Consider the following 24,697-nt stretch of genomic DNA (forward strand, 5'->3'; position numbering starts at 1 on the left):
GGGTCGGAACTCGTCGCCGATGAACGGCCAAGGGCCCGGACCGATGCGACGCAGATCGCCGATGCCCGGGAACTCGCGCGCGGTCCGGCACCGGACGGGCCGGGCGGCACATAGGAAGTTCTGGCCGCCCAACGGGCCGGGCAGCACGCGCAGTTGCGTACCGCCCGGCCCGTTGGCCCGATGCGTGCGTCAGCTCGGTGAGGTCACCTTCACCGGCTCCGTGCCGGCCCCGCTGTGCCGTTCGGCCCAGTTCTCCAGAGCCGTGCGGCAGGCGTGGTCGAGGTGGTGCAGCCCGGTCAGATGCAGCTCGACCGGGCGGTCCTGCGGCAGGGACTCCAGGGTGTCCAGGATCCTGGGCAGCCGCAGGAACGTGGCGTTGCCCGTCAGGTACGCCTGGATGGGCCCGGCGCCCTTGTCGACGACCTCGAGCCGTACGTGAGAGGCCTCCCAGGCCGTCTTGACGATCGCAAGGGCAAGGCCGATGAGCACGCCCTCGAACATGCTGACCGCGACGATCGACACGGCAGTGGCGACAAGGATCAGCGCTTCGCCGCGGTGCTCACGCCACAGACCCGCCAGTTCCCGGGCCGGAATCAGCTTGAAGCCCGCATGGATCAGGACGCCGGCGAGTGCCGCGACGGGGATGACGCCGAGCGCGGCCGGCAGCAGGGCGGCGAACAGCAGCAGCCATACGCCGTGCAGCACACGGGACGCCTTGGTTCGCGCGCCCGCCTGGACGTTGGCCGCGCTGCGCACGATGACTGCCGTCATGGGCAGCGCACCGAGCAGGCCGCACAGCGCGTTGCCCGCGCCCTGCGCCATCAGTTCCTTGTCGTACTGGGTGCGCGGACCGTCGTGCAGGCGGTCCACTGCGGCGGCGCTGAAAAGGCTCTCGGCGGAGGCGATCAGGGTGAAGGCGAGCACCGTGCCGATCACGCCGATGCTCGCCAGTTCCCCGAACTCGCCGAGGCCGGGTGGCTGAACGGACTCGACCAGCCCCTGCACCTCGACCTTGGCGACGGGCAGGCCGAACAGCGCCGAGGCGAGCGTGGCCAGCCCGACGGCGGCCAGCGGCGCAGGGACGACCTGCACCGGCTTGGGCAGCTTCTTCCACAGCACCAGCACCGCGATGGTGCCGGCGCCGAGGCACAGCGCGGTCCGCGCCTGCGGCGACGCGACCACGTCGGCGAACATCCCCGGCAGCCCGGTGATCTTCGCCAGGCCCGACGACGGGGCTTCGGTGTCCGCCAGCGAGTACAGCTGCCCGGCGATCAGGACGAGGCCGATGCCCGCCAGCATGCCCTCGACGACGGAGACGGAGATCGCCCGGAACCAGCGGCCCAGCCGCAGGCCGCCCATGAGCAGCTGGAGCAGTCCCGCGATGAGGACGATGACGCCGAGGACGGGCAGTCCGTATGCCTGCACCGCCTCGTAGACGAGCACGGTCAGTCCGGCGGCCGGCCCGCTGACCTGCAGGCTGCTACCGGGCAACAGTCCGGTGACCAGGCCGCCCACGATGCCGGTGACCAGGCCGAGTTCGGCCGGTACACCGGAGGCGACGGCCACGCCGACGCACAGCGGGAGCGCGACCAGGAACACGACGAGCGAGGCGGTGAAGTCCTGCCGCCAGGAGGAGCCGGGCGCGGCGAGGCGGCCCCGCAGGCGGCCGGTGGATGCCGTGTGAGAGGTGCCCGTGTGCGGGGTGTTCTTGTGCGAGGAGTCCATGGGCGCGCTCACAGGGCCGTGAAGGCGTCGGTGTCCGGATCGTGTGCGAGCACGGTTCCGGTGTGGACTTCGTAGAACCAGGCGTGCAGCCGCAGTCGGCCGTCCTCCAGCCGCCGGGCGATGCCCGGGTAGGCCCGCAGCCGGAGGATCTGGGCCAGCACGTGGTTCTGCACGGCCTGTGCCACGGCCGGGTCGTCCTGGGTGCCGTCCGGGCGGGGTGCGGCCTGGGTGAGCCAGTCGCGCACCGCGGGCACGGACGTCAGGTCGTCGCCGCGCACCAGTGCGCCGACGGCGCCGCAGTGCGAGTGACCGCACACGACCACGTCCGAGACGCCGAGCACCTCCACGGCGTACTCGATGGTGGCGGCCTCGCCGGTCGGCTGCGCGGACGCGTAGGGGGGAACGATGTTGCCCGCGGTGCGCAGCTCGAAGAGCTCGCCGGGGCGGGCCCCGGTGATCAGTGCCGGGACGACCCGGGAGTCGGAGCAGGTGATGAACAGTGCCTGCGGCGACTGGCCTTGCGCCAGGCGCGCGAACTCCTCCGAGCGGGCAGCGGACCGCTGCCGGAAGGAGCGTGCGTGATCGATGAGGGGCTGCATGTGGTATGCCTCCAGCGCGCCCGAAGGCGCGTCGTCGTACGAGTACGGGGTGTCACTGGCGGCGGGCAGGAGCGGATGCCCCCGCGCGACGCACATGGGCGCACGGGGGTGAGAGCGGCATGGTGTGGTGCCGGACGTACAGCGGGAACCGTCCCTGGCGCGCTCCTGACCGTGGCCCTGTCAGCAGCGGAAGACCTGGAGTACGGCGGGAGTTCTGTCCGTCGCCGGTCTCGGCAGACGGTGGGAGGCGCCGACGGGGGCACGGGAAGCCGACACGGCCGAGGCGGCGGGATCGCGCGACTCCACGCCGTGCGGAGGGCCCTGCGTCGAGGGCTGCTCGGCGCGCTGCCGGTCGCGGGCGTACACGGGATGTGCGACCGTCTCCACCGGGTGGGCGTCACCGCAGTTGGCGGCCCTGACGACTTCGGCGTCGGTGGAGGCGATGTGCCTTTCGTGACCGGTGGCCGCCGGCGTCGTGGGAGTGAACAGCTGAAGAGCGAAGAGGACGCCCGCGAGCACGCTGAACAGGGCACGGAACGCCGTACCTCGTGACATCCGCTCAGCTCCCGGTCGGGCCTGCAACTGCACCGGCCGCAACGGCGATGTTGGCGTGCGCGAGTGCTGTAACTCCTTTGGAGGATTAGTACCTTAACCCCGCATCGCTCACGAATGGTTACCGAAAGGTTTCTCTTCCGTGAGGGCCCCGCGAGGGCCATGCGCGCGACCTGTGGACCGATTCCGTTAAGTCGGCATTGGTCTGACGAAACGTCTATTGGGGTGTTCGGGTGTCTTGGGCGCCGAATGCGCAACCGGGACATTTAATGTGGCACTCCTCCCCGGCACAGTCCGATGCAGTCCTTCCTCCCCCTCTGGAGGCGTCATGTCTCTTGGTCAGCTGGCCGATTCGCGCTCGACGACGCTGGAGGCGTGCGCGGGCGACGCCGACTCCCGCCCTGCCCCCGCCGAGGGCGCGGGCGCGGCGAGTGAATACCTGCTCGCCGCGCCCGATCCGTGCAGTTGCGCGGCGGCCTCTCCACTCGAGGAGGCCGCCTCTTCCATCGAGGACCCTCCCCGCGAGACGGATCCTCTTCTCGAGACGGAGGACCCGCGACTAGTGGCCAGGGATCAGCGTCTCCCAGCGCAGGACCAGCGCGTGGTGGACCTCCACACGGCACTCACCGCGGCAGGCGTTCCGCCCGAGGCGGGCGACACCGCCGCGATCCATGTGCTGGCGGGCCTGGACGACGAGACGGTGCACGCGGTCATCCGCTGGGTGGGCGGCCGCCTCGCGGTCTGAGGGCGGCTGTTCGTCTCCCGTTGCTCCGGCCTGGGCAGCACGGGAAGGGACGTGTCGATCGGCACGCGCGCGTGGGTGCCGACCGGCCCGTCTGCCGGCTGACGGGTTGACTGGCTCGGTGCTCGGCGGCACGACGTCGGTCTGTGGCCCGACGGCGAGCTCGCTCCAGCGGGCCACGACGGCGGTGGCGTATGACGTGATCGGCTCAGCTTGCCCGCGCACTCCTGCCGCCTGCGCACTCCTCCGGGCCGGTTCCCCGCGGTCCAGCCCGGGGCCGTCCGCCTGGCACCGCAGACCTGCCCACCGCCCCCGCCCCCCACCGTCTCCCCGGAGCGTCATGGACACCGCTCGCTTCCGCTCGGTCCTGCTCGCCGAACGCCTTGTCGCGATCGTGCGCGGCAGGGACGCCGAGGCGTCGCTGAACACCGTGCTGGCCCTCGCCGACGAGGGCGTGGCGCTCATCGAGATCTCGCTCCACACCGCTGACGCCCTCGACGTCATCGAGCGTGCCGCCGCCCGCCTCGGCCCCGACATCGTGGTCGGCGCGGGCGCGGTCCTCACGGCCGACGACATGAGCCGTGCCCGGGACGCCGGAGCCGGCTGGGTGGTCACCCCGGCCGTCACCGAGGCGGTGGCGGCGTCCGCGCTGGCCGGAGTGCCGGTCGTCGCGGGCGCGCTGACCCCGACGGAGGCCGTCCATGCGATCCGGCTCGGCGCCGGCGCCGTGCAGCTGTTCCCTGCCCTGCTCGGCGGCCCCCACTACCTCGCCGCCGTGCGCGAGCCGCTGCCGGACGTTCCGTTCGTCCCGGCCGGCGGAGTCGACGTCGGTGCCGCCGAGGAGTACTTCACCGCAGGAGCCGTCGCCGTGGGCGTGGGCCCGCCCCTCGTCGGTGACGCCGCCCACGGCGGCGACCTCGGGGCACTGCGCCACCGCGCCCGCCGCTATGTGGCGGCCTGCCGCTCCGGGGACACGGCATGACACCGGCGCCGTCCCGAGTACGGAAGAATCCGGTGACACGGAAGATCCGCTGACCGGTGAGAGCGTGACGCACCGCGTCTCACCGGGAACAGTCACGTGTAGTCCATGGTTCGCCTTCCCGGAGGCCGAGGCATCGGAGATCCGCCCGACCCGGCACAGGGTCGAGCAGAGGATGGGGGATCCCTCATGGGAGACGTACGGGCCGGACGACCGGCCCCGGGGGTGCCGGAGCCGAACCCGGCCACCCCACCAGAGTGGGTCCGCAGGCGATCCCCGAGACGATCGGCGAGGGTAATCAGGGTGAACGTGACGCCGATCCTTCCGCCGGGGCGCAACCTGGAAGTCAGGAACGTCGGGAACGCACGCCCCGGCGATCGATCCCGGCCGTGGCGGCCCGCCCCGCCACGACCGGCACGAGCACACGGCGGCGCCGGCCACGGCACTCGAACATCTCGCCCCAAGGAGGCCTGACCTCATGTCAGAGACCAGCGGCTGGGAGAACCCTCTGCGCGATCCGCTGGACCGGCGGCTTCCGCGCATCGCGGGACCGTCCGGCCTCGTGATCTTCGGTGTCACGGGCGATCTGTCCCGCAAGAAGCTGATGCCCGCCATCTACGACCTTGCCAACCGGGGTCTGCTGCCCCCGGGCTTCTCCCTGGTCGGCTTCGCCCGCCGGGACTGGGCGGACGAGGACTTCGCCCAGATCGTGCACGACGCGGTCGAAGAGCACTCCCGTACCCCGTTCCGCGAGGAGGTGTGGCAGCAGCTGGCCGAAGGGATGCGCTTCATCCCCGGCGACTTCTCCGACGACGCCGCCTTCGAACGGTTGCGCGCCACGATCGAGGAGCTGGACAAGGCGCAGGGGACGGGCGGCAACTTCGCCTTCTACCTCTCCGTACCGCCGAAGTTCTTCCCCACGGTCGTCGAGCAGCTGAAGCAGCACGGGCTGTCGGACGCTCCCGCGGGCTCCTGGCGCCGTGCGGTGATCGAGAAGCCGTTCGGGCACGATCTGGCCTCCGCCAAGGAGCTCAACGCGATCGTGCACGAGGTGTTCGCGCCCGACGAGGTCTTCCGGATCGACCACTACCTGGGTAAGGAGACCGTCCAGAACATCCTGGCGCTGCGCTTCGCCAACACCATGTTCGAGCCGATCTGGAACCGGTCGTACGTCGACCATGTCCAGATCACCATGGCCGAGGACATCGGCATCGGCGGCCGCGCCGGCTACTACGACGGCATCGGAGCCGCCCGCGACGTCATCCAGAACCACCTGCTCCAGCTGCTCGCGCTGACGGCGATGGAGGAACCGTCGGGCTTCGACGCCTCCTCGCTCGTCACCGAGAAGATGAAGGTGTTCAAGGCTGTGGACCTGCCGGAGGACCTGGCCGCGTACACCGTGCGCGGACAGTACGCGGCGGGCTGGCAGGGTGGCGAGAAGGTCATCGGCTATCTGCAGGAGGACGGCATCCACTCGCGGTCGAAGACCGACACTTACGCGGCGATCAAGCTGGAGGTCAACAACCGCCGCTGGGCCGGGGTGCCGTTCTACCTCCGCACCGGCAAGCGCCTCGGCCGCCGCGTCACCGAGATCGCCGTCGTCTTCCAGCGCGCCCCGCACTCGCCCTTCGACTCCTCCGCCACCGCGGAACTCGGGGAGAACGCGCTGGTCATCCGGGTGCAGCCGGACGAGGGCGTGACCGTGCGGTTCGGCTCCAAGGTGCCTGGCACCTCGATGGAGCTCCGCGACGTGACGATGGACTTCGCATACGGCGAGTCGTTCACGGAATCCAGCCCGGAGGCGTACGAACGGCTGATCCTCGACGTCCTGCTCGGCGACGCCAACCTCTTCCCGCGCACGGAGGAGGTCGAGGAGTCGTGGCGGATTCTCGACCCGATCGAGGACTACTGGGCCGCACACGGCAAGCCCGCGCAGTACCCGGCAGGCACCTGGGGCCCCAAGGAGGCGGACGAGATGCTCGCACGAGACGGACGGAGCTGGCGCAGGCCATGAAGATCGACCTTACGAACACCACGGCCAGCAAGATCAACAAGGCGCTGATCGAAGGCCGCCGCGCGATCGGTACCCCCGCTGTGGGCATGGTGCTCACACTCGTCATCGTCACGGACGAGGAGAACGCCTACGACTCCCTGAAGGCCGCCACCGACGCCTCCCGCGAGCACCCCTCGCGCACCCTCGTCGTCATCAAGCGCCACGCCCGCTCCGCCCGCGATCGCCACGGCACGCGCCTGGACGCCGACGTGCGGGTCGGCACCGACGCGGGCGCCGGCGAGACGGTCCTGCTGCGCCTGCACGGCGAGCTCACCGACCGCGCGGACTCGGTGGTCCTGCCCCTGCTGCTGCCCGACGCGCCCGTGGTCGTGTGGTGGCCCGTGGACGCCCCGGCCGTGCCCGCCAAGGACCCGCTCGGCGCGCTCGCGCAGCGGCGCATCACCGACGCGTACGCGGTCGAGCGGCCGCTGCAGGAACTGGAGGCGCGCTCCGCCGGATACGCGCCCGGGGACACCGACCTGGCGTGGACCAGGCTCACCCCGTGGCGTTCCATGCTCGCCGCCGCGCTCGACCAGGCGCGTGCGGAGGTCGTCTCCGCCGTGGTGGAGAGCGAGGCGGAGAACCCGAGCGCCGAACTGCTGGCCCGCTGGTTCGCGAACCGGCTCGGCGTACCCGTCGAGAAGGTCGTCACCGACGGCCCCGTCATCACCGCGGTCCGGCTGCGGACCGCCGACGGCGAGATCCACATCGACCGCCCGGCAGGCCCAGTGGCCCGGTTGTCCATTCCCGGTCAGCCGAGCCGCGTCCTCGCACTGAAGGTGCGTACGACCGCGGAACTGATCGCGGAGGAGCTGCGCCGACTCGACCCCGACGAGGCGTACTGCGCAGCGCTGCACACCACGGTGAGGGAGCTCGAATCGTCGGGCGGTACGGCCGCTCCTGCGTGAACGGCCCCGCACAGTGCCGCGTTGGTGGCTTCGCTCCGGAGGTTGGGCGATACGGGGGTCTGGGGACGAAGCCACCAGCGCGGCTCCGGCCGACCGTCTGCGCGGCCGCGTTTTGCGGACCCTGGCCGCACGGCTCGACTCCGTCCGGGCTACTCGATGTTCTCCGTGTCGATGCGGGCGTCTATCTGCTTGTACGCGGCGGGGGTCCGGGTCAGCACCGGCAGGCCGAGCCCGAGAGCGAGATGGGCGGCATGGGCGGTCGGCAGGTCCGTGGCCCGCTCCCGGGCGATCTGTGCCACCGCCCAGCAGGACGGCTCGTCGAGGGGACGGAAGACGAAGCAGGGCGAGGCGAGCGCGTCCTGCAACATCTGGGCGACCTCGCCGAGAGCGCTCTCAGCCAGTCCCTGGGCGAAGGAACCGGCCGGCACATACAGCGGCTGGGCGATCTCGGCGGAGTGGTGGACGCGCGCGGCCATGTAGATGCTGCCGTGCGCGAGGGCGCTGACCGCGGTGTGGTCGAGAACGTATCCCGTGCTCACGCGGCGCTCTGCCCCTGGGCGGCGGGGTAGCCGCGGCGGGCGTCGGCCTCACGCACGGCCTCGAGGGCCGTGTCCCACTGGCCGGGGTGCTCGGTGCGGGCGCGCCCGGCGAACCAGTCGATCGCGCGCTGGGCACGCTCGGCCTGTTCGAGCTTCGCCTTCACGGCCTCGTCGATCCAGCCCGAGACCTGCCCCTTGCCGGCGATTTCCTCGATCGCGGCGAGGCGGTCGCTGTCGATGGTGATGGTCACCTTCTTCTTCGCCATATCGACACCATACCGACGCCATACCGCCCGGGGGAGGGTCTGCACCCGAACCTTTGCGCCTGAAACGCCGCCCCGAGGGGAAGTCCTCAGACAGTACGAGGCCCGGCCCATGGGCGCCGCCCCTCACCCACGCCCCAGGCGCCCATGGAGCCCGGGGGCGCACGTCACGTCCGCCCCCGCGTCGCCGCATCCCTCCGCGTCCCCGCCCACCTGCGTCCCCGGGCCCGTCCGCACATCCGGCCGTCCGAGTATCCGCCGGCCGATCCGCTGTCGTTGTCAGCCCGCGCAGCCCGCGTCGCTCCGCCCCGGGCCGCCAGGGCGGCGGCTGTCGCCCAACGGTGTGTGGAGGCGTCCGTTGAGCGAGCGGAGGGGGGTCACTCTGCTTTTCGCGTTCTGCTCGCCCTGCGCGTCCTTCGTCCTCATGGTCTCGAGTGGGGCTTGGTTGCTCATAATGCGATGATCGGCCAGGGGTCGCGCCGCAGCCACTCCCTGCCTTTCCTGGTGTTGAGCATCCTGGTGCTGGGACTCCCAGGCAGAGGAACGGATCGCCGCCGTTCCGCCGGTGCTGCGGCCGAGGCCTCGCCCCCGGTTGCGGCCGGGATCCGCGATGTTCTGCCGATCTACGCACAGGGGAGGCTGTGATGGTGACAGACGACGACGTGCGGCACCTGCGCCGCTGTGTGGAGCTGGCTGCCGAGGCTCTGGACGAGGGCGACGAACCCTTCGGTTCCGTGCTGGTCGGCGGGGACGGAACCGTACTCGGCGAGGACCACAACCGCGTCGCGTCGGGCGACCGTACGCGGCATCCGGAGTTCGAGCTCGCCCGTTGGGCGGCGGCGCACATGACGCCGGACGAACGCGCGGCCGCCACCGTCTACACCTCCGGCGAGCACTGCCCGATGTGTGCGGCCGCGCACGCCTGGGTGGGGCTGGGCCGCATCGTGTACGTGAGCTCGTCCGAGCAGCTTGCTTCGTGGCTCGCCGAGTTGGGAGTACCCGCGCCTCCCGTGCGGACGCTGCCGATCCGCGACATCGCCCCTGGTGTGCCGGTGGAGGGCCCGGTTCCGGACCTCGCGGAGGAGGTACGGGCACTGCACCGCCGCTTTCACGGCGCCCCGTGAGGTCGGCTGCCTCTTGTTCCGGGGCGGAGGAAGGTCCCCGCAGGGCCCCGCCGCGACGGGGGGAACGCGGCGGGGCTCATGGGCGGCTTCCCGGTGGCCGGCTGATCATGCCTGCATACGAGGACCGGATCCGGACAGACCGCGCAGCCCGTCTCCGATGGCCGCCACACCCTCACCGATGAGGGTCGTCGTGGTCGCGGCATAGCCGAGAACGAGCCCGGGCTGATGGGGGAGTTGGGTGTGCCATGAGAGCGGTTGCACCTTCACGCCACGCGCGAGGGACGCCGCGGCGAGGTCGGTGTCGTCGAACTCGGTGTCGAACGTGACCGTCAGATGCAGGCCCGCCGCGGCGCCGTGCACGATCGCCTGCGGGAGGTGCCTCCCGATCGCCTCGATCATCGCGTCACGGCGCCTGCGGTGGCGCTTGCGGAGCAGGCGGAGATGGCTCTCCAGCTCGCCCGACTCCATCAGCCGCGCCAGGACCAGCTGCGGCAGCGCCGCATTGCCGAGGTCCGTGAAGCGCTTGGCGCTCACCAGGGCCTCCCGGTACCGGGCCGGCGCGACCACCCATCCCGTACGCAGGGCCGGAGCGAGCAGCTTGGAAACGCTCCCGGCGTAGCAGACGTGCTCGGGGAGCATGGGCTGCAGTGCGGGGACCGGAGGGCGGTCGTAGCGGTGCTCGGAGTCGTAGTCGTCCTCGAGGACGAGGCCGCCCGACCTGGCCCAGTCGATCAGTTCGCGTCGTCGTTCGCCGGTGAGCACCACCCCGGTCGGGAACTGGTGGGCCGGCGTCAGCAGTACGGCGCGTACGCCCGTGGCGCGGAGTTCGTCGACGCGGACGCCCGCGGAGTCCACCCGTACCGGTGGAGTGCGCATCCCCTCGCTGCCCAGCTGCTGGCGGGCGCCGAGCGAACCCGGGTCCTCCACCGCCACGGCCTCGATGCCGTCGCGCCGGAGCACGCGCGCGACGAGCCCGAACGCCTGGGACGTGCCGGCGACGACGAGCACCTCGGCGGGGTCGGCCTTGATACCGCGGTTGCGGGCGAGCCAGTTGGCGACGGCGAGCCGCAGCGCCGGTGTGCCGCGAGGGTCGCCGTAGCCGAAGTCGGACGCCGACAGATCCTTCAGGACGGCGCGTTCGGCGCGCAGCCACGCCGCCCGCGGGAACGCGGTGAGGTCCGGGACACCCGGCGACAGGTCGATCCTGGCGGGCATCGCCCGCAGTGCCTCGAACACGTCGGGGCCGGGTGCGGCGGCGAACGGAGTGCCTGGCGCCGGGGGAGGAGCGGGGGCCGAGGCCGGCGCGGGGGTCGTCGTCCCGACGGGGGCGGCCACCACGACCGTTCCGTTGCGTCCGCGCCCGGCGATGTGCCCGTCCTCGACCAGCCGCTGGTAGGCCTCCGTGACCACGCCCCGCGAGACACGCAGATCGCCGGCGAGGACCCGGGTCGCGGGCAGCCTGCTGCCCACCGGCAGACGGCCGTCCGCGATCGCGTGCCGCAACTGCCCGGCCAGCCACTCGGAGCGCCCGCCCACCGGAGCGTCACCGATGTTCAGCTGCAGGAAGTCGGCCCCCGACATTTTGGTCCCGTTGAGAGCGTCATCTTTGGACCTGTCCACAGAGCCATTGTGGCAGCAGGGTGAAGGCATGAACACGACGGCGGAGCATTCCGTGGCAGTTGGACGTCCTGGCACCGGACGGCCTGCCGCAGGCGGCGATGACGAAAGCGGGGCGCGAACGGTGACCACAGTCGGATACGTGCACGGTTACTCGGCGCACGAGACGCGCCGCCTGGGCGATCAGGCGGACACGCTCGCGCAGTTGCTCCATTACGGCACCGCGTATCCGGCGGGCAGCCGGGTACTGGAGGCCGGCTGCGGTACGGGCGCCCAGACGGTGCACCTGGTGGCGGGCAGCCCGGAAGCGCACTTCGTCGCGCTCGACGTCTCCGAGGCCTCACTGGCACAGGCCCGCGCCCGCTTGGCGGCCCGGGCCCCGTGGGCGCGGGTGGACTGGGTGCGCACGGACTTGCACGACCTGCCGTTCGCCGACGCCGAATTCGACCACGTATTCGTGTGCTTCGTCCTGGAACACCTGCCGGACCCGACGCGGGCACTGGCCGGGCTCCGGCGCGTCCTGCGCCCCGGCGGCACCGTCACCGTGATCGAGGGCGACCACGGCTCGGCCCTCTTCCACCCCGACAGCTCCTACGCCCACGCCGCGATCGGCCACCAGGTGCGCCTGCAGTCCACCGCCGGCGGCAACGCGCTGCTGGGTCGCCAGTTGCAGCCACTGCTCACCGGCGCCGGATACGCGGACGTGGTCGTCGGCCCGCGGACGATGTACGTCGACGGGACCAGGCCCGCGCTGGTCGAGGGCTTCACCCGGAACACCTTCATCGCCATGATCGAATCCGTCCGTGACGAGGCACTCGCCGCGGGTCTCACCACCCGGGCCGACTGGGACCGCGGCATCGCCGACCTGCACCGGACCGCGGCCGACGGCGGCACGTTCCACTACACGTTCTTCAAAGCCGTCGCGGTGAACCCGGGAACAGGACGCCCGTCATGACCGACGTACTCATCGCCCTCGCCCTGCTGGCGCTCCTCGTCTGCGGTCTGGAGCGCAGCCATCGCCGCCGGCCCCACCCGAGGCCCCGGCTTCACGGCAGCGCGGACATCGAGGACCGGGACGCCGCTCGCGTCCGCGACGAACTCAGGGCCGCGGCCGACCGCGTTGCCGAGGACACGGGTGAGGTCGGCAGCGGCTCCAGGGCCGCTGCCGACACGGGCTCTGGGCGGCACGTACCGCCAACAGGCGACGAGGCAGACGGATTGCCCGGCACCTGCGCCCCTACCCGCGCCCACGCTCGCGTCCGCCCCATCGCGCCCCCGCCATGCCACCCGAAGGCTCACTAGTCGGATCAGCAATCCGTAGCGACCCTGTGGCAGACTGTCACGCACACGCCCGGCGCCCAGGCGACGTCGGGCACCCTCCTCGGCGAGGTCGCGAGACCTCACCGACCAGCGTCCGGAGGGACGTGCCACGAGGGCCGACGGCTCCAGCTGTTCAGCACCAGGGCACGAAGGCGATTGGCTCACATCCCTGAGCAACACGGAAGATCACTAAGCCAATCAGAGACGCTAGGCGTCCCGGTGGTCGACCTCCAGCGGCTCGAAGCAGATACGGGTGAGGGACCCGTCGTCCGCCCACCGCACCTCGATCCTGTCCATCTCCACCGTCACCGCGGTCACGGCGGCGGACAGCGGCGCCGGATCGGGCTCCGCCGAGAGCGTGGCCAGCGCGGCGTACAGCCCCGTGCCCTCCGCACCGGCCGTCAGGCGCGGAACGCGCGCCCAGCGCGTGAAGGCCGTGCCCTGCGGCGCCCGGACCTCGTCCAGGTCCCGCCAGCCGTGCAGCGGGTGGAGAGCGGACACGAGCGGCTCGTCGGGCCCGGTGGCCCAACCCGTCTGTGTGACGCGGGCCCCCGGCGGGGCGCCGACCACGCGGTGCACCCGTAGCTCGTACCGTCCCCGCACCACCGTGACGCTCTCCACCCGCAGCCCCGGCACCATCGGCGGACCCGAGACGAACACGGGATGGTGCCAGGAGGCCGCCCAGCCCCAGCCATCACCGTCTCCGGCGCCCAGCGGACGGATGCGGCGGCGCACGCTGCGGACCCCGGCGACCTCCACGGAGAGGTGGTTGTCGGGGACGTTGGCCTTCGCCGTGGGTCCGGTCCGTGTCGAGTACGTCTGGCGGCTGTAGTGAGGGTCGTCCTCGGCGGCCGACTCGCCCTCGTGCGGCCGGACATGGTCGCTGCCGTGGTTGTGCAGCCGCACGATTCCGTCCGCGCGCGTGCTCTGCACGAGCAGGCCGGGAGCGGGCAGTGCCAGTACGCGGTCGGCGTCCTCGCTGGGAGCGCTCTCTTCGGTCGCCGTCCACAGCGGATGGTCCGCGGGGGCGAGCAGCGACACGAAGGCCTTCGACGCCCAGTACGGCGATGCGGGGCCCGAATAGGTCTGCAGCGTCGCCTCGTGCGGGCCGTGCCAGCCGAGGCTGAGCAGGCCGTCCTCGTCGACCGCGCCGCGGTCGAGGAAGTAGCGCAGAGATCCGCTCACCAGTCGCCGCGACGTCCCTGGTGTGAGCGGGGTGTGGCCCGTGAGCGCTCCCAGCGCCACCGCCGCGCCGGCGGCGAAGCGGTACGACAGGGAGCGCCCGAAGTGGAGCGGTGCGCCGTCGCCGCCGAAGAACAGCGCGAAACCCTCCAGATGCTCGCGCAGCCGGCCGCCGTAGAGCAGCGACATCTCCGTGTCCTGCGCGAGGTGCGCGTGGAGCACGGGATAAAGGTGCAGCGCCCACCCGTTGTAGTGGTCGAAGGCGCGGCCGTCGCCGTCCGCGTACCAGCCCTGGCCGCGGTACCAGGTCTCCATCAGGTCCAGGGCCCGCTCGTGCGCGCGGGCCGTCTCCGCGTCGCCGCGGCCGACCGACTCGAGGAAACCGGCCACGGTGAAGGGGAACAGGTACCAGTTGTTCGGCGCGGGGACGTGGCGGAGTGCGCCGCGCAGCCACTCCTCGGCCCGGTCCTGTACGTCCGGTTCGAGCCGGTCCCAGAGCCACGGCCGGGTCAGCCGCAGCCCGAGGGCCACGGACGCGGACTCGACCATCGGCTGGCCCTGCACGTCGTGGTCGAGGATCAGCGGCCAGGACTCGGCGTCGTCCCGGCCGGGCGTGCGTGTTCCCGCGGAGATGCCGTCCGCGTACCGGTCGAGCCATCCGTGCGGGTCCTTGCCGTCCGCGCCTGCCACGCGGAACGCGGCAGCGAGGAAGGTGCGGGCGTATCCCTCCAGGCCGTCCGATCGCACACCGGAGCGTGACGGCCGTCCCGGCAGGTCGAGCAGGGCGCCGCCGGGCGTGGCCCACTGCCATGCGGCGCGCAGCAGTCCGTCGGCCGCGGCTTCCCAGTGGGCCCGGGTGTAGCCGGTGTACGGACTCAGGTCGCGGTCTTCTTCCGGGAGTTGCAGCGGCGAGCTCATGCCAGGAACGCCAGCCTTTCGCGTCGTACGGGATGGGCGAAGCCGTCGCCCGCGGCCCAGCGGCTGGCCTCGCTGACGGCCAGCTCGGCGAGCCGCCGCCACTCGTTGCCCTGCGAGCCGGCGAGGTGCGGGGTGATGAGAGCGTTCTCGCAGTCCCACAGCGGGTGGTCCGGGGGCAGCACCTCGGGGTCGGTGACGTCCAGGACCGCACGGATCCTGCCCTCCAGCAGGATGTCCGTGAGCGCGTCCTGGTCGACGACGGCGCCGCGGGCTGTGTTGATGAGAATGCTCTCAGGTCGCATGGAGTGGAGCAGCTCGCGGCTGACGAGGCCTCGGGTGGCGGGCAGCAGTGGGGTGTGGACGCTCACGGCGTCGCTCTGCGCGAAGAGTTCGTCCAGACCGGCCGGACGGGCGCCCAGCGCGGTCACCTCGTCGTCGGGGACGTACGGGTCGTGCAGCAGGATCCGCAGATCGTACGGGCGCAGCAGGTCGATCACGCGGCGGCCGACGAGCGAGGCGGAGAGGATGCCGACGGTGCTCTGGTAGTTGCCCACGCCGGCGGGCGTGCGCAGCCAGTCGTCGCGCCGCCGGGTCGCGCGGAAGTCGCGGGCCCGCTCCAGAACCCGCTTTCCGGCCAGCAGGATCATCGCGACCGTGTACTCCGCCACCGGGAGGGCGTTGGCCGAGGCCGCCGACGACACCTCGATGCCGCGCTCCCAGCAGGCATCGGTGATGTGCGGCCGGACCGAACCGGCGGTGTGCACGACGGCACGCAGCCGGGGCGCGGCATCGAGCACGGTCTCGTCGAGGCGCGGGCAGCCCCAGCCGGTGACGAGGAGCTCGACCTCGGCAAGGACGGTACGGGCGCGATCGGTGGTGAAGTCGTCGAGTACGGGCAGCGGAGCGAGGTCGCACACCTCGTCGAGCGCGGCCAGGGACGGCGGATCGAGGACAGCTGCCGCGGCGGCCTGCGACATGGCGAGGGCGGCACGCGGACGCGGCCGGGCACTTGTGCCTGGGCTTGAGTTGGGCATCTGACTCCTGGAACTCCCATCTCCTGGAACTGCCGTACGGAACTCACCGCATTCTGCGGTCATTTGACGGACCCCGCCGTGAGCCCCGACCGCCAGTACCGCTGGAGCAGGACGAAGGCGACGATCAGCGGCACGACGGCGAGCAGCGAGCCCATGATGACGACGGGGTAGTACTCGGGCGACACGGAGGCTGAGCTGTTCCACTGGTAGAGGCCCAGACTCACCGGATACAGGTCCTGGTCGGAGAGCATCACCATCGGCAGGAAGAAGTTGTTCCAGATGGCGGTGAGCTGGAAGAGGAAGACGGTGACCAGCCCGGGCCCAAGCATGCGCAGCGACACCCGCAGGTACGTCGTCAGTTCGCCCGCGCCGTCGACGCGCGCGGCCTCCAGCACCTCGTCCGGTACGTAGCCCTGGCTGAAGATCCGCCCGAGGTAGACGCCGAAGGGGTTGAACAGGACGGGGATGAAGACCGCCCAGAAGGTGTTCACCAGGCCGGTGCCCGAGGCCATCAGATAGAGCGGAAGCGCCAGCACGGTCTGCGGCACCATCACCGCGGCGAGGACCAGCCCGAACAGCTTCTCCTTGTGCCGGAAGCGGTACTTGTCGAAGGCGTAGCCGCAGGCCACGCTCACCAGCGCGCCGAGCGCGGCACCCAGGACGGCGTACAGCAGGCTGTTGACGTACCAGCGCCCGTACAGCCCGCCGTCCATCGCGAACAGGTCGCGCAGATTCTGCACGAAGGAGAAGTCGCTCAGCGACAGCAGATCGCTGCCGAAGAGCGCGTCGCGGTTCTTGGATGCGGCCAGCACCAGCCAGAGGACTGGCAGGAGTGTGTAGAGGACGGAGAGGGCGACCACGACGTTGACGGTGGAGCGGCCCAGCAGGCGGGGGCGCAGCGCGGTGGTGTGGGATGCGCTCATCGGGCGGCCTCCTCGGAAGAGCCTGCGCGGTTGGTCCAGCGGGTGACCCCGTAGGAGAGCGCGATCGTGCATATCAGGAGCACGACGGAGGCGGCCGCGGCCAGGCTGTAGTTGTTGCGTGTGAAAGCGGCGTCGTAGATGTACATGCTCGGCGAGAAGCGCGAGTTGATCATCGGTGAGGACTGGCTGAGCAGCATCGGCTCGGTGAACAGCTGCAGCGCCCAGATGAGGGTGAACATTGCGACCATCACGATCGACGAGCGCACCAGCGGCGTCTTGACCAGCACCGCCGTGCGGACCGGGCCCGCGCCGTCGACCACCGAGGCCTCGATGACCTCGCGGGGGACGGCCTGCAACGCGGCGTAGAAGACCACCATGTTGTAGCCGAGGTTGCTCCACAGCGCGATGTTCACGATGGACGGCAGCACGGTGTGCACGCCGAGGAAGTCGATGGTGATGTCGGCCTTGCCGAGCAGTTCGATCACCGGGCTGATGCCGGGGGTGTACAGATACAGCCAGATCAGCGCGGCGATGATGCCCGGCACCGCGTGCGGCAGGAACAGACCGAGCTGTGCCCACGACCGCAGACGGACCACACCGGAGTCGAGCAGCAGGGCCAGCGCGAGGGCGCCGATCACCATCAGCGGGATGTAGATCAGGCAGTACAGGGCGACCGTGCCGAGCCCCGACAGGAACGTCGGGTCGGTCAGCACGGCCGCGTAGCTGCGGAGGCCGACGAAGACGGTGCGCTCGGGGCCGAAACCGAGCCCCGGCTGGTCGTCGCTGAAGAAGCTCAGCCATACGGCGGTCCCGACGGGGATCAGGAAGACCGTCAGCAGAAGGAGGAAGAACGGTGTCATCAGGACACCGGCCGCGGCGAGTTGACGGCGGCGGGCCGCCTTGCGGGAGCGGTGCGCGACCGTGCCTGAGGACCGGGCGGTGCCGCGGGCGGCCGCGGCGCGGGAGGTGGCTGTCGTGGTCATGGGGATGTCACCTGCCTTTCGAGCGGGCGCAGGGAGAGGAGAGGGGCTCCGGTGCTCATGGGATTCACCGGGCTCACGTGCTGTGCTCGGTCGGGAGCCACGGCGCTCACGTGCTGTGCTCGGTGGTGGACAGCCCCAGCGCCTTCAGGTCGGGCATGGTGCCGTCCTGGGCAGCGCGCACGGAGCCGATGAGCGAACCCTGACCGCCGCTCGCCCTTGCGAAGCCGTCCTGCATGACCTTCTGGGTCGCCGTCATCCGCGGTCCCCAGACCCAGCCGTCGCGGATCCTGCCCGCCTGCTCCTCGAAGAGGGTGTAGATGTCCTGGCCGCCGTAGTACGAGCGGTCGAAGGCTTTCCGGCCGACGGCGACGAGATCCGGGGCGGCCGGGTACTGGCTGCTGGTGCCGCTGGACAGCCGGGCGCGCAGCGCGTCGGGGTGGGAGACCTGCCACTCGATGAACTCCATGGCGGCTTCCGGGTGCTTGCTGTCCTTTGTGACGGCGAAGGTGGAGCCGCCGTGGGTGCCGACGACCGGCCGGTCCGGGTCCCACTGGGGGAGCGGTGCGATCTTCCACTGGCCCTTCTGCGCCGGCCGGGCGTTCATCTGCGCACCCGCCTCCCAGGCGCCGCTGAGCCGGGTCAGCACCAGGCCCTCGGCGATCTGGGCGTCGCTCTGCCGGCTCTCCACCGCGTTCATGAAGACCACGTCGTCGTCGACCAGGCGCTGCCAGTACGCGGCGACGCGCCGGGTCGGCTCGTCGGCGAGCGAGACGTTCCAGGCACCGTCGCGGGTGTCGAACCACTGGGCGCCGGCCTGCCAGGAGTAGGCGGCGAACTGCGTCGCACCGTCCGTGGGAAAGAGGACGAGCCGCCGGTCGCCCGCCTTGCGCCGCACCACCCGCGCCGTCTCCTCGAACTCGTCCCAGGTACGGGGTACTTGGAGGCCGTACTGGTCGAAGAGATCGGTGCGGTAGTGCATGACCATCGGCTCGACGTCGAGCGGGACACTGTACTGACGCCCCTGAAATGTCGTCAGGCCCAGTGCTTGCGGCAGCAGCTTGGCGCGCAGCCGGTCGCTGACGAGCGAGGTGATGTCCCGGGCGACGCCGTCGATGGCGAAACCGGGCACCTGCGGGTACTCGATGGTGGCGACGTCCGGGGCGTTGCCCGCGCGGGCGGCGTTGCTGAGCTTGGCGTAGCCCCCCTGGTTGCCCGAGGGGATCTGCTGGAAGTCGACCTGGATGCGGTCGTGCGTACGGTTGAAAGCGTCCACCACCTCCTGGCTGCCGCGCAGGGCTGACCAGAAGGTGATGTGTGTGGTCGTGCTGGTGCTGCGCGATCGGGGGTTTTCGCTGCCGCTGCTGCAGGCGCCGACGGCACCGGTCAGCGGCAGCGCGGTGATCGCGGCGAGCACGGATCGACGGCTCTGTCGACCGGGCATGTATGCCTCCCGCGGCTCCTCTTCAGGACACGGGAATACTGATCGCCTGACCGGTCAGGGTCAATAGATCGATCAGAAGATCGTGAAAGCGGTCAAACGATCAGTGTGGAAAGGCAAACGGCAGCGCCGAGCCGCGCACCTTGAGTTCGGGCAGCAGCTCGGTTCTGCGCACCGGCTCGGCCCCCGCCCCGTCCGGCCCCGCCAGCCGGTACAGCAGCAACTCGGCGGCCGCGCGCCCGATCGCCGCCTTCGGCGGGGCCACGGCCGTCAACGGCGTACTGCCGAAAGCGGCCACCACGTCGTCGTACGCCACGACCGAGCAATCCTGCGGCACCTTCACGCCGCTGTCCATGAGGTGCTGAACGAGCATCAGAGCGTCCACGTCGCCGTGCAGCACGGCGGCGGTCGCGCCGCGCTCGCGCAGCAGGGCGGCGAGATCGACGTGGGTGTCGCCGGCCGCCGAAGTGGCGGCCTCGCCGGGCCAGGTGCCGGAGTCGCGGGACTGGGCCGTTCCGCCGCCGTCCGGCGCGAGAGTGCCCTCGCCGGACGCACCATCGCCCTCGCCGACCGCACCCGCGCCGCCCGACGCACCCGCGCCCCCGACGGCCGAAGTCATCCCGTGACCGGACGGGATTGCCGGCCCGGCGGCCGCGGAAAGGACGCGGCCACCCGGCTCGGGCACGGCATCCGGGGAGCTCAGCGTGATCGCCCAGTCCTCGATCTCCGGTCGCCCGGCGGCGATGTCGGCGAAGGCCGCCCGGATGGCGCGCGCCGTCGGGCTGTCGTTCCGCGCGGCGAGCACGATCCTCCGGTGACCGAGCGAGACGAGGTGGTCCACGGCGAGATGGATCCCGTACCAGTGGTCGGAGCACACCGAGTCCAGCGCGTGCAGCGCACTGCCGGGCCGCGGCCGCCGCTCCATCAGCACCGTCGGTACGCCCACCTCCGACAGCCAGCCGTAGTCCGCCTCCTCCGCGGCCGCGCTGCGCCACCGGGGAGCGATCAGCAGCCCGCGTGCGCCGCCGGCCAACGCGCGCTCCACCAGGGGCCGTTCCGCCCCCGGCACCTGCGGAGCGATGTGCAGAGCGATACGCAGCCCGGCCTTCTCGAGGACCGGCCGCGCGCCGTGCAGTGTCTCGAAGAGATACGAATGGCGCTCCGGTACGACCAGGGCGACCGTTTCACCGTCCGCGGGAGGCTCGTCGGGCGCCGCGCTCTCCTCGACGGGGGCGACCGACCGGGCCACGCCGTGCCCGCGGCGCAGTTTGCCGGCCCGCGCCAGCTCCTCGACGTCCCGGCGGACCGTGATCACGGAGACGTCCAGTTCAGCGGCGAGATCCGTGACGCGGGCCGCGCCGCGCGACTGGACGACCGCCAGGATCCGTTGACGCCTGAGTTCGACCGGCTCGCGCATGACGGCCCCCTCGCCGTGTCCGTGCCCAATGTGCGTTTGAACGGTTTGGGGTGCAGCATAACGATCGGTTACCCCTGGTTGTCCACACACCGACGCCGTAAGCGCATCAACGAACACGCGGCATTGGAGATGGAAAGGGGCCCTGGGGAGCCCTCGTGCCCGCAGCGGGGGTCACGCAGGCGCGTCGCCTCCGGCCTGCTTCCTGTTCCGGCGCCGGACCGTCACCAGGACACCGGTCGCCAGCGCACCCGATACCAGGACGGCCGAGCCGGTGCCGGCGAGGATGGGCCAGGCCGCGTCCCCGGCCCGGCCGCCCCCGGCCTTCCCCGCCCCCAGGTCCTGCGGGTCCGGACCGGTCGGCCCGGCAACGGCCGGACGCGTCGCCGACGGAGGCAGCAGCGATCCGACGGGCCTGACGCCGCCCGCCGCGTCGAAGCCCCAGTCCAGCAGCTCTCTGGCCTCCTCGTACACCGCCTGCCCGCCGGACGACTGAGGGTTCATGACCGTCACCAGCAGGGTGCGCCCGTCATGGCGGGCCGCCGCGATCAGGGTGTATCCGGCGTTGGTCGTGTATCCGTTCTTGACGCCGATCAGTCCGGGATAACGGCCCACGCCGTCGGCACCGGTGAGCAGCCGGTTGGTGTTCGCGATCGGGTACGAAGACCCGTCGTCGCCCGGGAAGTCGGCTTCTGCGGTCGAGCAGTACCGTACGAAATCCGGGTCCCGTAGCCCGGCCCGCCCGAAGACGGCGAGGTCGTATGCGGAGGAGACCTGCCCAGGCTCGTCGTAGCCGTCCGGGGTCACCACGTGGGTGTCCTGGGCGCCGAGATCGAGCGCCTTGGCCTGCATCTGCCGGACGGTGGTCTCCACCCCGCCGTTCATGGCCGCCAGCACATGCACGGCGTCGTTGCCCGACATCAGGAACACTCCTCGCCACAGGTCCGCCACCCGGTACGTCAGTCCGGGGGCCACTCCCACGAGGCTGCTGCCCTCGCCGAGGCCGGCGAGGTCCTTATCGGTGGCCGTGTGGCGGGTGCGCGGGTCGAGATGCGGGAGGACGGTGACGGCGAACAGCGTCTTCAGTGTGCTGGCGGGCGGCAGCTGGCGGTGTGCGTTCCGCGCGGCGAGCACCTCGCCCGTGTCCGCGTCGGCCACGAGCCACGACAGGGCTGACAGATCGTCGGGCAGATCCGGTGTGCTCCTGGCGGCCCATACCTTCGTCCCCGGTCCGTCCAGCAGCGAACGCGGGGGAGCGGGCCGGGGCAGGGGCGGCGCCGGCTCGGCCCCGGAGAGCGCCGCCGCCGGCGCGGGCAGGAGGGCGAGCGCGGCGGTGACCAGGGCCACGGCACGCATGATGTGGGAGCACAGGAGACGTCTGACTGCCATTCAGTCACCGTAGGAAGACGGGGTCGGGTTCGCAGATCGGCTTGATCCGGGTGGGTGCGGCCGAGTGGGGTACGGGGGGCAGGCCGCTTGTCCCAAAGGGGCAGCGGCCCCTGCCGGAAGCTGCGCTCAGGCCGTACGCGAGGCACCCGCCGTCGTGGGGTTGTGGCCACCCTCCCCCAGCTACCGCTGGGAGGTGCCCCAGCCCTGCGGAACGCTTGCCCACAACGGGAGCGGCGCGGCTGCCCACCCGTCGCCGCAGCAACGGCGATACCGGCCACCGGCCGATCGTCGCGTACGTGCCGAAGGGGACGATGGGGATCCCCCCTGCTCGAGCGGAGCCGAGAGCTTGGGGGAGGGATGTGCGCCCGCAGCGGCTGGCGCGAGGTCCGGGCGCTACCCGACGACGTACGGCTTGGCGCCAGACCGAGGACGTACATCCCGGCGCGGCCCCGACCCGTCCACCGGCAGGTGGCGCACTAGCCGACGACGACCCGCAGACGCGGACGCACCGCCCACCCCACCGGCCGGTGGCGGCCGCGGCCGCAACTGGACAGGGGGCGCCGGTGAGACCCGTACACCGTCAAGGGATGCTGGCTCCCGACACCGCACGCCCCCGCCCCAGGAGCCTCCATGAGAGCCCCGGACCCCACGCCGGACCCGCGCAAGGACGACGGCGCACCGCCGAAACCCTGTTGCACCCCCGGCCGTGGCCCCCGCACCGGCCCGGCGGAGGACAAGGCAGCGGACCTGCCCCCGCAGCCGGCCGGGCCGACGCCGGAAACCCCGCGCCCCATACGGCAGATGGCGGAACTCCCCGGCGGCACGTTCCGGATGGGTGACGCCTTCGGCGAGGGCTATCCGGCCGACGGCGAGGGCCCCGCCCGCGAGATCACCGTGGCGCCGTTCGCCATCGACGTCACCGCCGTCACCAACGCCGACTTCGCCGCCTTCGCCGAAGCCACCGGCCACATCACGGACGCCGAACGGTTCGGCAGCTCCTTCGTCTTCCATCTGCTCGTCCATCACGAGGCGAGGGCGCATGTGCTGGGCAGTGTGGCGCAGGCCCCGTGGTGGCTCGGCGTCGCCGGAGCCTCCTGGCGCGCGCCCGGGGGCCCCGGCTCCGACGTAGAGGACCGCGCAGACCACCCCGTCGTCCATGTCTCCCACGCTGACGCCATGGCCTACTGCGCCTGGGCCGGGGCGCGGCTGCCCACCGAGGCCGAATGGGAGTACGCGGCGCGCGGCGGTCTGGAGGGCGCCCGCTATCCCTGGGGCGACGAATTCACCCCGGCCGGCCGGGAGATGTGCAACACCTGGCTGGGCGAGTTCCCCCACCGTTCGGACCGCCCCGGCGGGCGGACGGGGACGGTGCCCGTCACCGCGTACGAGCCCAACGGATTCGGCCTGTACAACACATCCGGAAACGTCTGGGAATGGTGCGCCGACCCCTTCGGGCCGGGCGTGGGGGCACCTCCCGCGCCCTTCAGGCAGCGGGGGAAGGTCATCCGCGGCGGCTCCTACTTGTGCCACGCCTCGTACTGCAACCGCTACCGGGTGGCCGCGCGCTCGCACAACACCCCGGACTCCTCCACCGGTCACGGCGGCTTCCGCTGCGCCCGTGACCTCGTACCCGGCCGATAGGAACGAAGGAACGAATGCCCCCGCGTGGTTTCGGCCCTCCGAGGCGCGAAGTCAGCCCGGCGTAGCAGACTGAGCCCGTGACCGATCGTGAACGCCCGGCTCTGGCGGAGCAATTGAACATGCAGCCGCACCCGGAAGGCGGATGGTTCGCCGAAACATGGACCGCCGCCCACACCTTCCGGCCCGACGGCTACCCCGGCCCCAGGTCAGCCGCCACCGCCATCTACTTCCTGCTCTACCCGGGTGAGGAATCCCGCTGGCACACGGTGCGCTCCGACGAGTTGTGGCTGTGGCACCGCGGCGGCCCGCTGGATCTGTTCCTCGGCGGTGACGGCGCCGAGCCGGGGAGTGAACCCGAGGCGGTCCGGGTGGGGCCGGGCGTGGAGCACGGGGAGCGCCCGCAGGTACTGGTGCCGGGTGGCATCTGGCAGTCGGCGCGTCCGGCGGGGGACGAGCCGGTGCTGGTGAGCTGCATCGTCGCGCCCGGCTTCGACTACGCGGACTTCCGGCTGCTGGACTGAACTGAGGCGTTGCCGTCGCGGCGCGGCCCTCGCGATCTTCATGCGAGGGCCGCCAGCTCACGGAGCGCCTGCTCGAGGGATGTTGCTGTACCGCCGTCGGACGGGCCCGCCCGCAGCTCGCTCAGGAGAGAGCGGGTCGCGGCCTGCAGGGCACGGGTGAGGTCTTCGGCATCGAGGGAGCGTACGAGCGCTTCGCGCAGGGGCCGGGTGACGTCGGAGGGCAGCCGGTCGGCGCCCTTCGCGTACGCGGTGGGAAGGCCGAGCCGCAGGCACGCCAGGGCCAGGACCTGGTCGCGGATTCCGCTGATCCAGTACTCGGCCTGCCACAGGGCGCCACGTTCGATGCACACGCGCGCGTGCAGGACGTGGTGCCAGGCGAGCCCTGTCAGATGCCGGCGCTGCTGAGCGCCTGCCGCGGCGGGGTGCCGCTCGACCGGTGTACCGAACACCACCCTGAACGCCCCGTCGCCCAAGGGACCGAACGCCGCAGCCGGCGTGAAGCCCAGATCGATCTCGAGCAGGTCGCCGCCCAGCAGGAAGGCGCGGTAGACCGCGGGTCCGGCATGCAGGTCGAAGTGGTGGACGGCGCCGAGTTCCTCATGGATGAACGCGCTCCAGTCCCGCAGTGTGTCCTCGACCGAATGGCCTGCCGCCACCCCGAGGAACAGGTCGATGTCCGACCACTGGTCCTCTGTGCCGCGGGCGGCGGAGCCGGTGAGCGCGGCACCGGCGATCCGTTCGTCCCGGCGTGCCCGTTCGAGCAGCAGATTCCGTACCTGCTGACGCCCTTCCACTGTGAACATGCGGTGCCCCTTCCACCGTGACGGCCTGAT

At 71.6% G+C, this 24,697-nt stretch carries 23 protein-coding genes; 9 read left to right on the forward strand and 14 right to left on the reverse strand.

Annotated elements, in window-relative coordinates:
- Nucleotides 1-189 precede the first annotated feature (189 nt).
- From ABT009_RS34955 to ABT009_RS34965, 3 genes are all read right to left on the reverse strand, one after another.
- Nucleotides 190-1,725 (reverse strand): SulP family inorganic anion transporter, encoded by a 1,536-nt coding sequence (locus ABT009_RS34955; protein ID WP_351304381.1) that lies wholly within the window; start codon nucleotides 1,723-1,725, stop codon nucleotides 190-192.
- An 8-nt stretch (nucleotides 1,726-1,733) separates the two neighbouring features.
- On the reverse strand, nucleotides 1,734-2,324 hold the full coding sequence (locus ABT009_RS34960; RefSeq protein ID WP_351304562.1) for a carbonic anhydrase: 591 nt from the start codon (nucleotides 2,322-2,324) through the stop codon (nucleotides 1,734-1,736).
- 180 nt (nucleotides 2,325-2,504) lie between these two features.
- On the reverse strand, nucleotides 2,505-2,879 hold the full coding sequence (locus ABT009_RS34965) for a hypothetical protein (protein ID WP_351304384.1): 375 nt from the start codon (nucleotides 2,877-2,879) through the stop codon (nucleotides 2,505-2,507).
- A 325-nt stretch (nucleotides 2,880-3,204) separates the two neighbouring features.
- Here ABT009_RS34965 and ABT009_RS34970 point away from each other — a divergent pair, with 325 nt between their 5' ends.
- The 4 genes from ABT009_RS34970 (at nucleotide 3,205) to opcA (ending at nucleotide 7,558) form a co-directional block, all read left to right on the forward strand.
- A complete protein-coding gene (locus ABT009_RS34970) occupies nucleotides 3,205-3,621 on the forward strand; it encodes a hypothetical protein (protein ID WP_351304386.1) in 417 nt (138 codons plus the stop codon).
- A 337-nt stretch (nucleotides 3,622-3,958) separates the two neighbouring features.
- Nucleotides 3,959-4,600 (forward strand): bifunctional 4-hydroxy-2-oxoglutarate aldolase/2-dehydro-3-deoxy-phosphogluconate aldolase, encoded by a 642-nt coding sequence (locus tag ABT009_RS34975; protein WP_351304389.1) that lies wholly within the window; start codon nucleotides 3,959-3,961, stop codon nucleotides 4,598-4,600.
- A 475-nt stretch (nucleotides 4,601-5,075) separates the two neighbouring features.
- Entirely contained in the window at nucleotides 5,076-6,611 is a 1,536-nt protein-coding gene (zwf, locus tag ABT009_RS34980) for a glucose-6-phosphate dehydrogenase (protein WP_351304392.1), read from the forward strand.
- Nucleotides 6,608-7,558, forward strand: a complete 951-nt coding sequence (gene opcA, locus ABT009_RS34985; protein WP_351304395.1) for a glucose-6-phosphate dehydrogenase assembly protein OpcA — start codon at nucleotides 6,608-6,610, stop codon at nucleotides 7,556-7,558. Before zwf ends, opcA begins: the two co-directional genes overlap by 4 nt.
- Before the next feature lie 149 nt (nucleotides 7,559-7,707).
- Here the strand turns inward: opcA and ABT009_RS34990 are convergent, their stop codons facing one another.
- Together ABT009_RS34990 and ABT009_RS34995 are read right to left on the reverse strand one after the other, a co-directional pair.
- Nucleotides 7,708-8,097, reverse strand: coding sequence for a hypothetical protein (locus tag ABT009_RS34990; protein WP_351304398.1), 390 nt, complete (start codon nucleotides 8,095-8,097; stop codon nucleotides 7,708-7,710).
- On the reverse strand, nucleotides 8,094-8,363 hold the full coding sequence (locus ABT009_RS34995) for a hypothetical protein (protein ID WP_181862832.1): 270 nt from the start codon (nucleotides 8,361-8,363) through the stop codon (nucleotides 8,094-8,096). Before ABT009_RS34995 ends, ABT009_RS34990 begins: the two co-directional genes overlap by 4 nt.
- A 641-nt stretch (nucleotides 8,364-9,004) precedes the next feature.
- Here ABT009_RS34995 and ABT009_RS35000 point away from each other — a divergent pair.
- Nucleotides 9,005-9,484 carry a nucleoside deaminase gene (locus ABT009_RS35000; RefSeq protein WP_502990022.1) on the forward strand — a complete coding sequence of 160 codons (480 nt, stop codon included), beginning with the start codon at nucleotides 9,005-9,007 and terminating at the stop codon, nucleotides 9,482-9,484.
- A 105-nt stretch (nucleotides 9,485-9,589) separates the two neighbouring features.
- Here the strand turns inward: ABT009_RS35000 and pdxR are convergent, their stop codons facing one another.
- Nucleotides 9,590-11,065 carry a MocR-like pyridoxine biosynthesis transcription factor PdxR gene (gene pdxR / locus ABT009_RS35005; RefSeq protein WP_351304564.1) on the reverse strand — a complete coding sequence of 492 codons (1,476 nt, stop codon included), beginning with the start codon at nucleotides 11,063-11,065 and terminating at the stop codon, nucleotides 9,590-9,592.
- 160 nt (nucleotides 11,066-11,225) lie between these two features.
- On the opposite strand from pdxR, the gene ABT009_RS35010 reads away from it, so the two are divergent.
- Nucleotides 11,226-12,056: an L-histidine N(alpha)-methyltransferase gene (locus ABT009_RS35010; protein WP_351304404.1), complete on the forward strand. Its 831-nt coding sequence runs from the start codon at nucleotides 11,226-11,228 to the stop codon at nucleotides 12,054-12,056.
- On the forward strand, nucleotides 12,053-12,403 hold the full coding sequence (locus ABT009_RS35015; protein ID WP_351304407.1) for a hypothetical protein: 351 nt from the start codon (nucleotides 12,053-12,055) through the stop codon (nucleotides 12,401-12,403). The genes ABT009_RS35010 and ABT009_RS35015 overlap by 4 nt, the downstream gene beginning before the upstream one ends.
- 225 nt (nucleotides 12,404-12,628) lie before the next feature.
- Here the strand turns inward: ABT009_RS35015 and ABT009_RS35020 are convergent, their stop codons facing one another.
- The 7 genes from ABT009_RS35020 to ABT009_RS35050 all read right to left on the reverse strand — a co-directional run bounded on the left by ABT009_RS35020 (nucleotide 12,629) and on the right by ABT009_RS35050 (nucleotide 21,702).
- On the reverse strand, nucleotides 12,629-14,521 hold the full coding sequence (locus ABT009_RS35020) for a DUF2264 domain-containing protein (protein WP_351304410.1): 1,893 nt from the start codon (nucleotides 14,519-14,521) through the stop codon (nucleotides 12,629-12,631).
- Nucleotides 14,518-15,555, reverse strand: coding sequence for a hydroxyacid dehydrogenase (locus ABT009_RS35025; protein ID WP_351304413.1), 1,038 nt, complete (start codon nucleotides 15,553-15,555; stop codon nucleotides 14,518-14,520). The genes ABT009_RS35020 and ABT009_RS35025 overlap by 4 nt, the downstream gene beginning before the upstream one ends.
- Nucleotides 15,556-15,614: 59 nt before the next feature.
- The gene (locus ABT009_RS35030) at nucleotides 15,615-16,478 is read right to left on the reverse strand and encodes a carbohydrate ABC transporter permease (protein ID WP_351304416.1); all 864 of its coding nucleotides are present in this window, start codon (nucleotides 16,476-16,478) and stop codon (nucleotides 15,615-15,617) included.
- Nucleotides 16,475-17,461 (reverse strand): carbohydrate ABC transporter permease, encoded by a 987-nt coding sequence (locus ABT009_RS35035; RefSeq protein ID WP_351304419.1) that lies wholly within the window; start codon nucleotides 17,459-17,461, stop codon nucleotides 16,475-16,477. The genes ABT009_RS35030 and ABT009_RS35035 overlap by 4 nt, the downstream gene beginning before the upstream one ends.
- 106 nt (nucleotides 17,462-17,567) lie before the next feature.
- Nucleotides 17,568-18,902 (reverse strand): ABC transporter substrate-binding protein, encoded by a 1,335-nt coding sequence (locus ABT009_RS35040; protein ID WP_351304421.1) that lies wholly within the window; start codon nucleotides 18,900-18,902, stop codon nucleotides 17,568-17,570.
- Between the two features lie 100 nt (nucleotides 18,903-19,002).
- On the reverse strand, nucleotides 19,003-20,316 hold the full coding sequence (locus ABT009_RS35045) for a substrate-binding domain-containing protein (protein ID WP_351304424.1): 1,314 nt from the start codon (nucleotides 20,314-20,316) through the stop codon (nucleotides 19,003-19,005).
- 171 nt (nucleotides 20,317-20,487) lie between these two features.
- Nucleotides 20,488-21,702 (reverse strand): D-alanyl-D-alanine carboxypeptidase family protein, encoded by a 1,215-nt coding sequence (locus ABT009_RS35050; protein ID WP_351304427.1) that lies wholly within the window; start codon nucleotides 21,700-21,702, stop codon nucleotides 20,488-20,490.
- Nucleotides 21,703-22,332: 630 nt separating this feature from the next.
- Here ABT009_RS35050 and ABT009_RS35055 point away from each other — a divergent pair.
- Nucleotides 22,333-23,343, forward strand: a complete 1,011-nt coding sequence (locus ABT009_RS35055) for a formylglycine-generating enzyme family protein (RefSeq protein ID WP_502990023.1) — start codon at nucleotides 22,333-22,335, stop codon at nucleotides 23,341-23,343.
- Nucleotides 23,344-23,420: 77 nt separating this feature from the next.
- Nucleotides 23,421-23,864, forward strand: coding sequence for a cupin domain-containing protein (locus ABT009_RS35060; RefSeq protein ID WP_351304430.1), 444 nt, complete (start codon nucleotides 23,421-23,423; stop codon nucleotides 23,862-23,864).
- 38 nt (nucleotides 23,865-23,902) lie between these two features.
- Here ABT009_RS35060 and ABT009_RS35065 read toward each other — a convergent pair whose 3' ends face one another.
- Nucleotides 23,903-24,667 (reverse strand): nucleotidyltransferase domain-containing protein, encoded by a 765-nt coding sequence (locus tag ABT009_RS35065; protein ID WP_351304433.1) that lies wholly within the window; start codon nucleotides 24,665-24,667, stop codon nucleotides 23,903-23,905.
- Nucleotides 24,668-24,697: the final 30 nt, after the last annotated feature.

The sequence above is a fragment of the Streptomyces sp. NPDC002896 genome (genome assembly GCF_040295225.1).
In the GTDB taxonomy this organism is placed as follows: domain Bacteria; phylum Actinomycetota; class Actinomycetes; order Streptomycetales; family Streptomycetaceae; genus Streptomyces.

Excerpts from the sequence above, each read along its gene's own strand:
- ABT009_RS34955 (WP_351304381.1), bottom strand. The coding sequence starts at position 1,725 with ATGGACTCCTCGCACAAGAACACCCCGCACACGGGCACCTCTCACACG.
- ABT009_RS34960 (WP_351304562.1), bottom strand. The coding sequence starts at position 2,324 with ATGCAGCCCCTCATCGATCACGCACGCTCCTTCCGGCAGCGGTCCGCT.
- ABT009_RS34965 (WP_351304384.1), bottom strand. The coding sequence starts at position 2,879 with ATGTCACGAGGTACGGCGTTCCGTGCCCTGTTCAGCGTGCTCGCGGGC.
- ABT009_RS34970 (WP_351304386.1), top strand. The coding sequence starts at position 3,205 with ATGTCTCTTGGTCAGCTGGCCGATTCGCGCTCGACGACGCTGGAGGCG.
- ABT009_RS34975 (WP_351304389.1), top strand. The coding sequence starts at position 3,959 with ATGGACACCGCTCGCTTCCGCTCGGTCCTGCTCGCCGAACGCCTTGTC.
- zwf (WP_351304392.1), top strand. The coding sequence starts at position 5,076 with ATGTCAGAGACCAGCGGCTGGGAGAACCCTCTGCGCGATCCGCTGGAC.
- opcA (WP_351304395.1), top strand. The coding sequence starts at position 6,608 with ATGAAGATCGACCTTACGAACACCACGGCCAGCAAGATCAACAAGGCG.
- ABT009_RS34995 (WP_181862832.1), bottom strand. The coding sequence starts at position 8,363 with ATGGCGAAGAAGAAGGTGACCATCACCATCGACAGCGACCGCCTCGCC.
- ABT009_RS35000 (WP_502990022.1), top strand. The coding sequence starts at position 9,005 with ATGGTGACAGACGACGACGTGCGGCACCTGCGCCGCTGTGTGGAGCTG.
- pdxR (WP_351304564.1), bottom strand. The coding sequence starts at position 11,065 with ATGTCGGGGGCCGACTTCCTGCAGCTGAACATCGGTGACGCTCCGGTG.
- ABT009_RS35015 (WP_351304407.1), top strand. The coding sequence starts at position 12,053 with ATGACCGACGTACTCATCGCCCTCGCCCTGCTGGCGCTCCTCGTCTGC.
- ABT009_RS35020 (WP_351304410.1), bottom strand. The coding sequence starts at position 14,521 with ATGAGCTCGCCGCTGCAACTCCCGGAAGAAGACCGCGACCTGAGTCCG.
- ABT009_RS35025 (WP_351304413.1), bottom strand. The coding sequence starts at position 15,555 with ATGCCCAACTCAAGCCCAGGCACAAGTGCCCGGCCGCGTCCGCGTGCC.
- ABT009_RS35030 (WP_351304416.1), bottom strand. The coding sequence starts at position 16,478 with ATGAGCGCATCCCACACCACCGCGCTGCGCCCCCGCCTGCTGGGCCGC.
- ABT009_RS35035 (WP_351304419.1), bottom strand. The coding sequence starts at position 17,461 with ATGACCACGACAGCCACCTCCCGCGCCGCGGCCGCCCGCGGCACCGCC.
- ABT009_RS35040 (WP_351304421.1), bottom strand. The coding sequence starts at position 18,902 with ATGCCCGGTCGACAGAGCCGTCGATCCGTGCTCGCCGCGATCACCGCG.
- ABT009_RS35045 (WP_351304424.1), bottom strand. The coding sequence starts at position 20,316 with ATGCGCGAGCCGGTCGAACTCAGGCGTCAACGGATCCTGGCGGTCGTC.
- ABT009_RS35050 (WP_351304427.1), bottom strand. The coding sequence starts at position 21,702 with ATGGCAGTCAGACGTCTCCTGTGCTCCCACATCATGCGTGCCGTGGCC.
- ABT009_RS35055 (WP_502990023.1), top strand. The coding sequence starts at position 22,333 with ATGAGAGCCCCGGACCCCACGCCGGACCCGCGCAAGGACGACGGCGCA.
- ABT009_RS35065 (WP_351304433.1), bottom strand. The coding sequence starts at position 24,667 with ATGTTCACAGTGGAAGGGCGTCAGCAGGTACGGAATCTGCTGCTCGAA.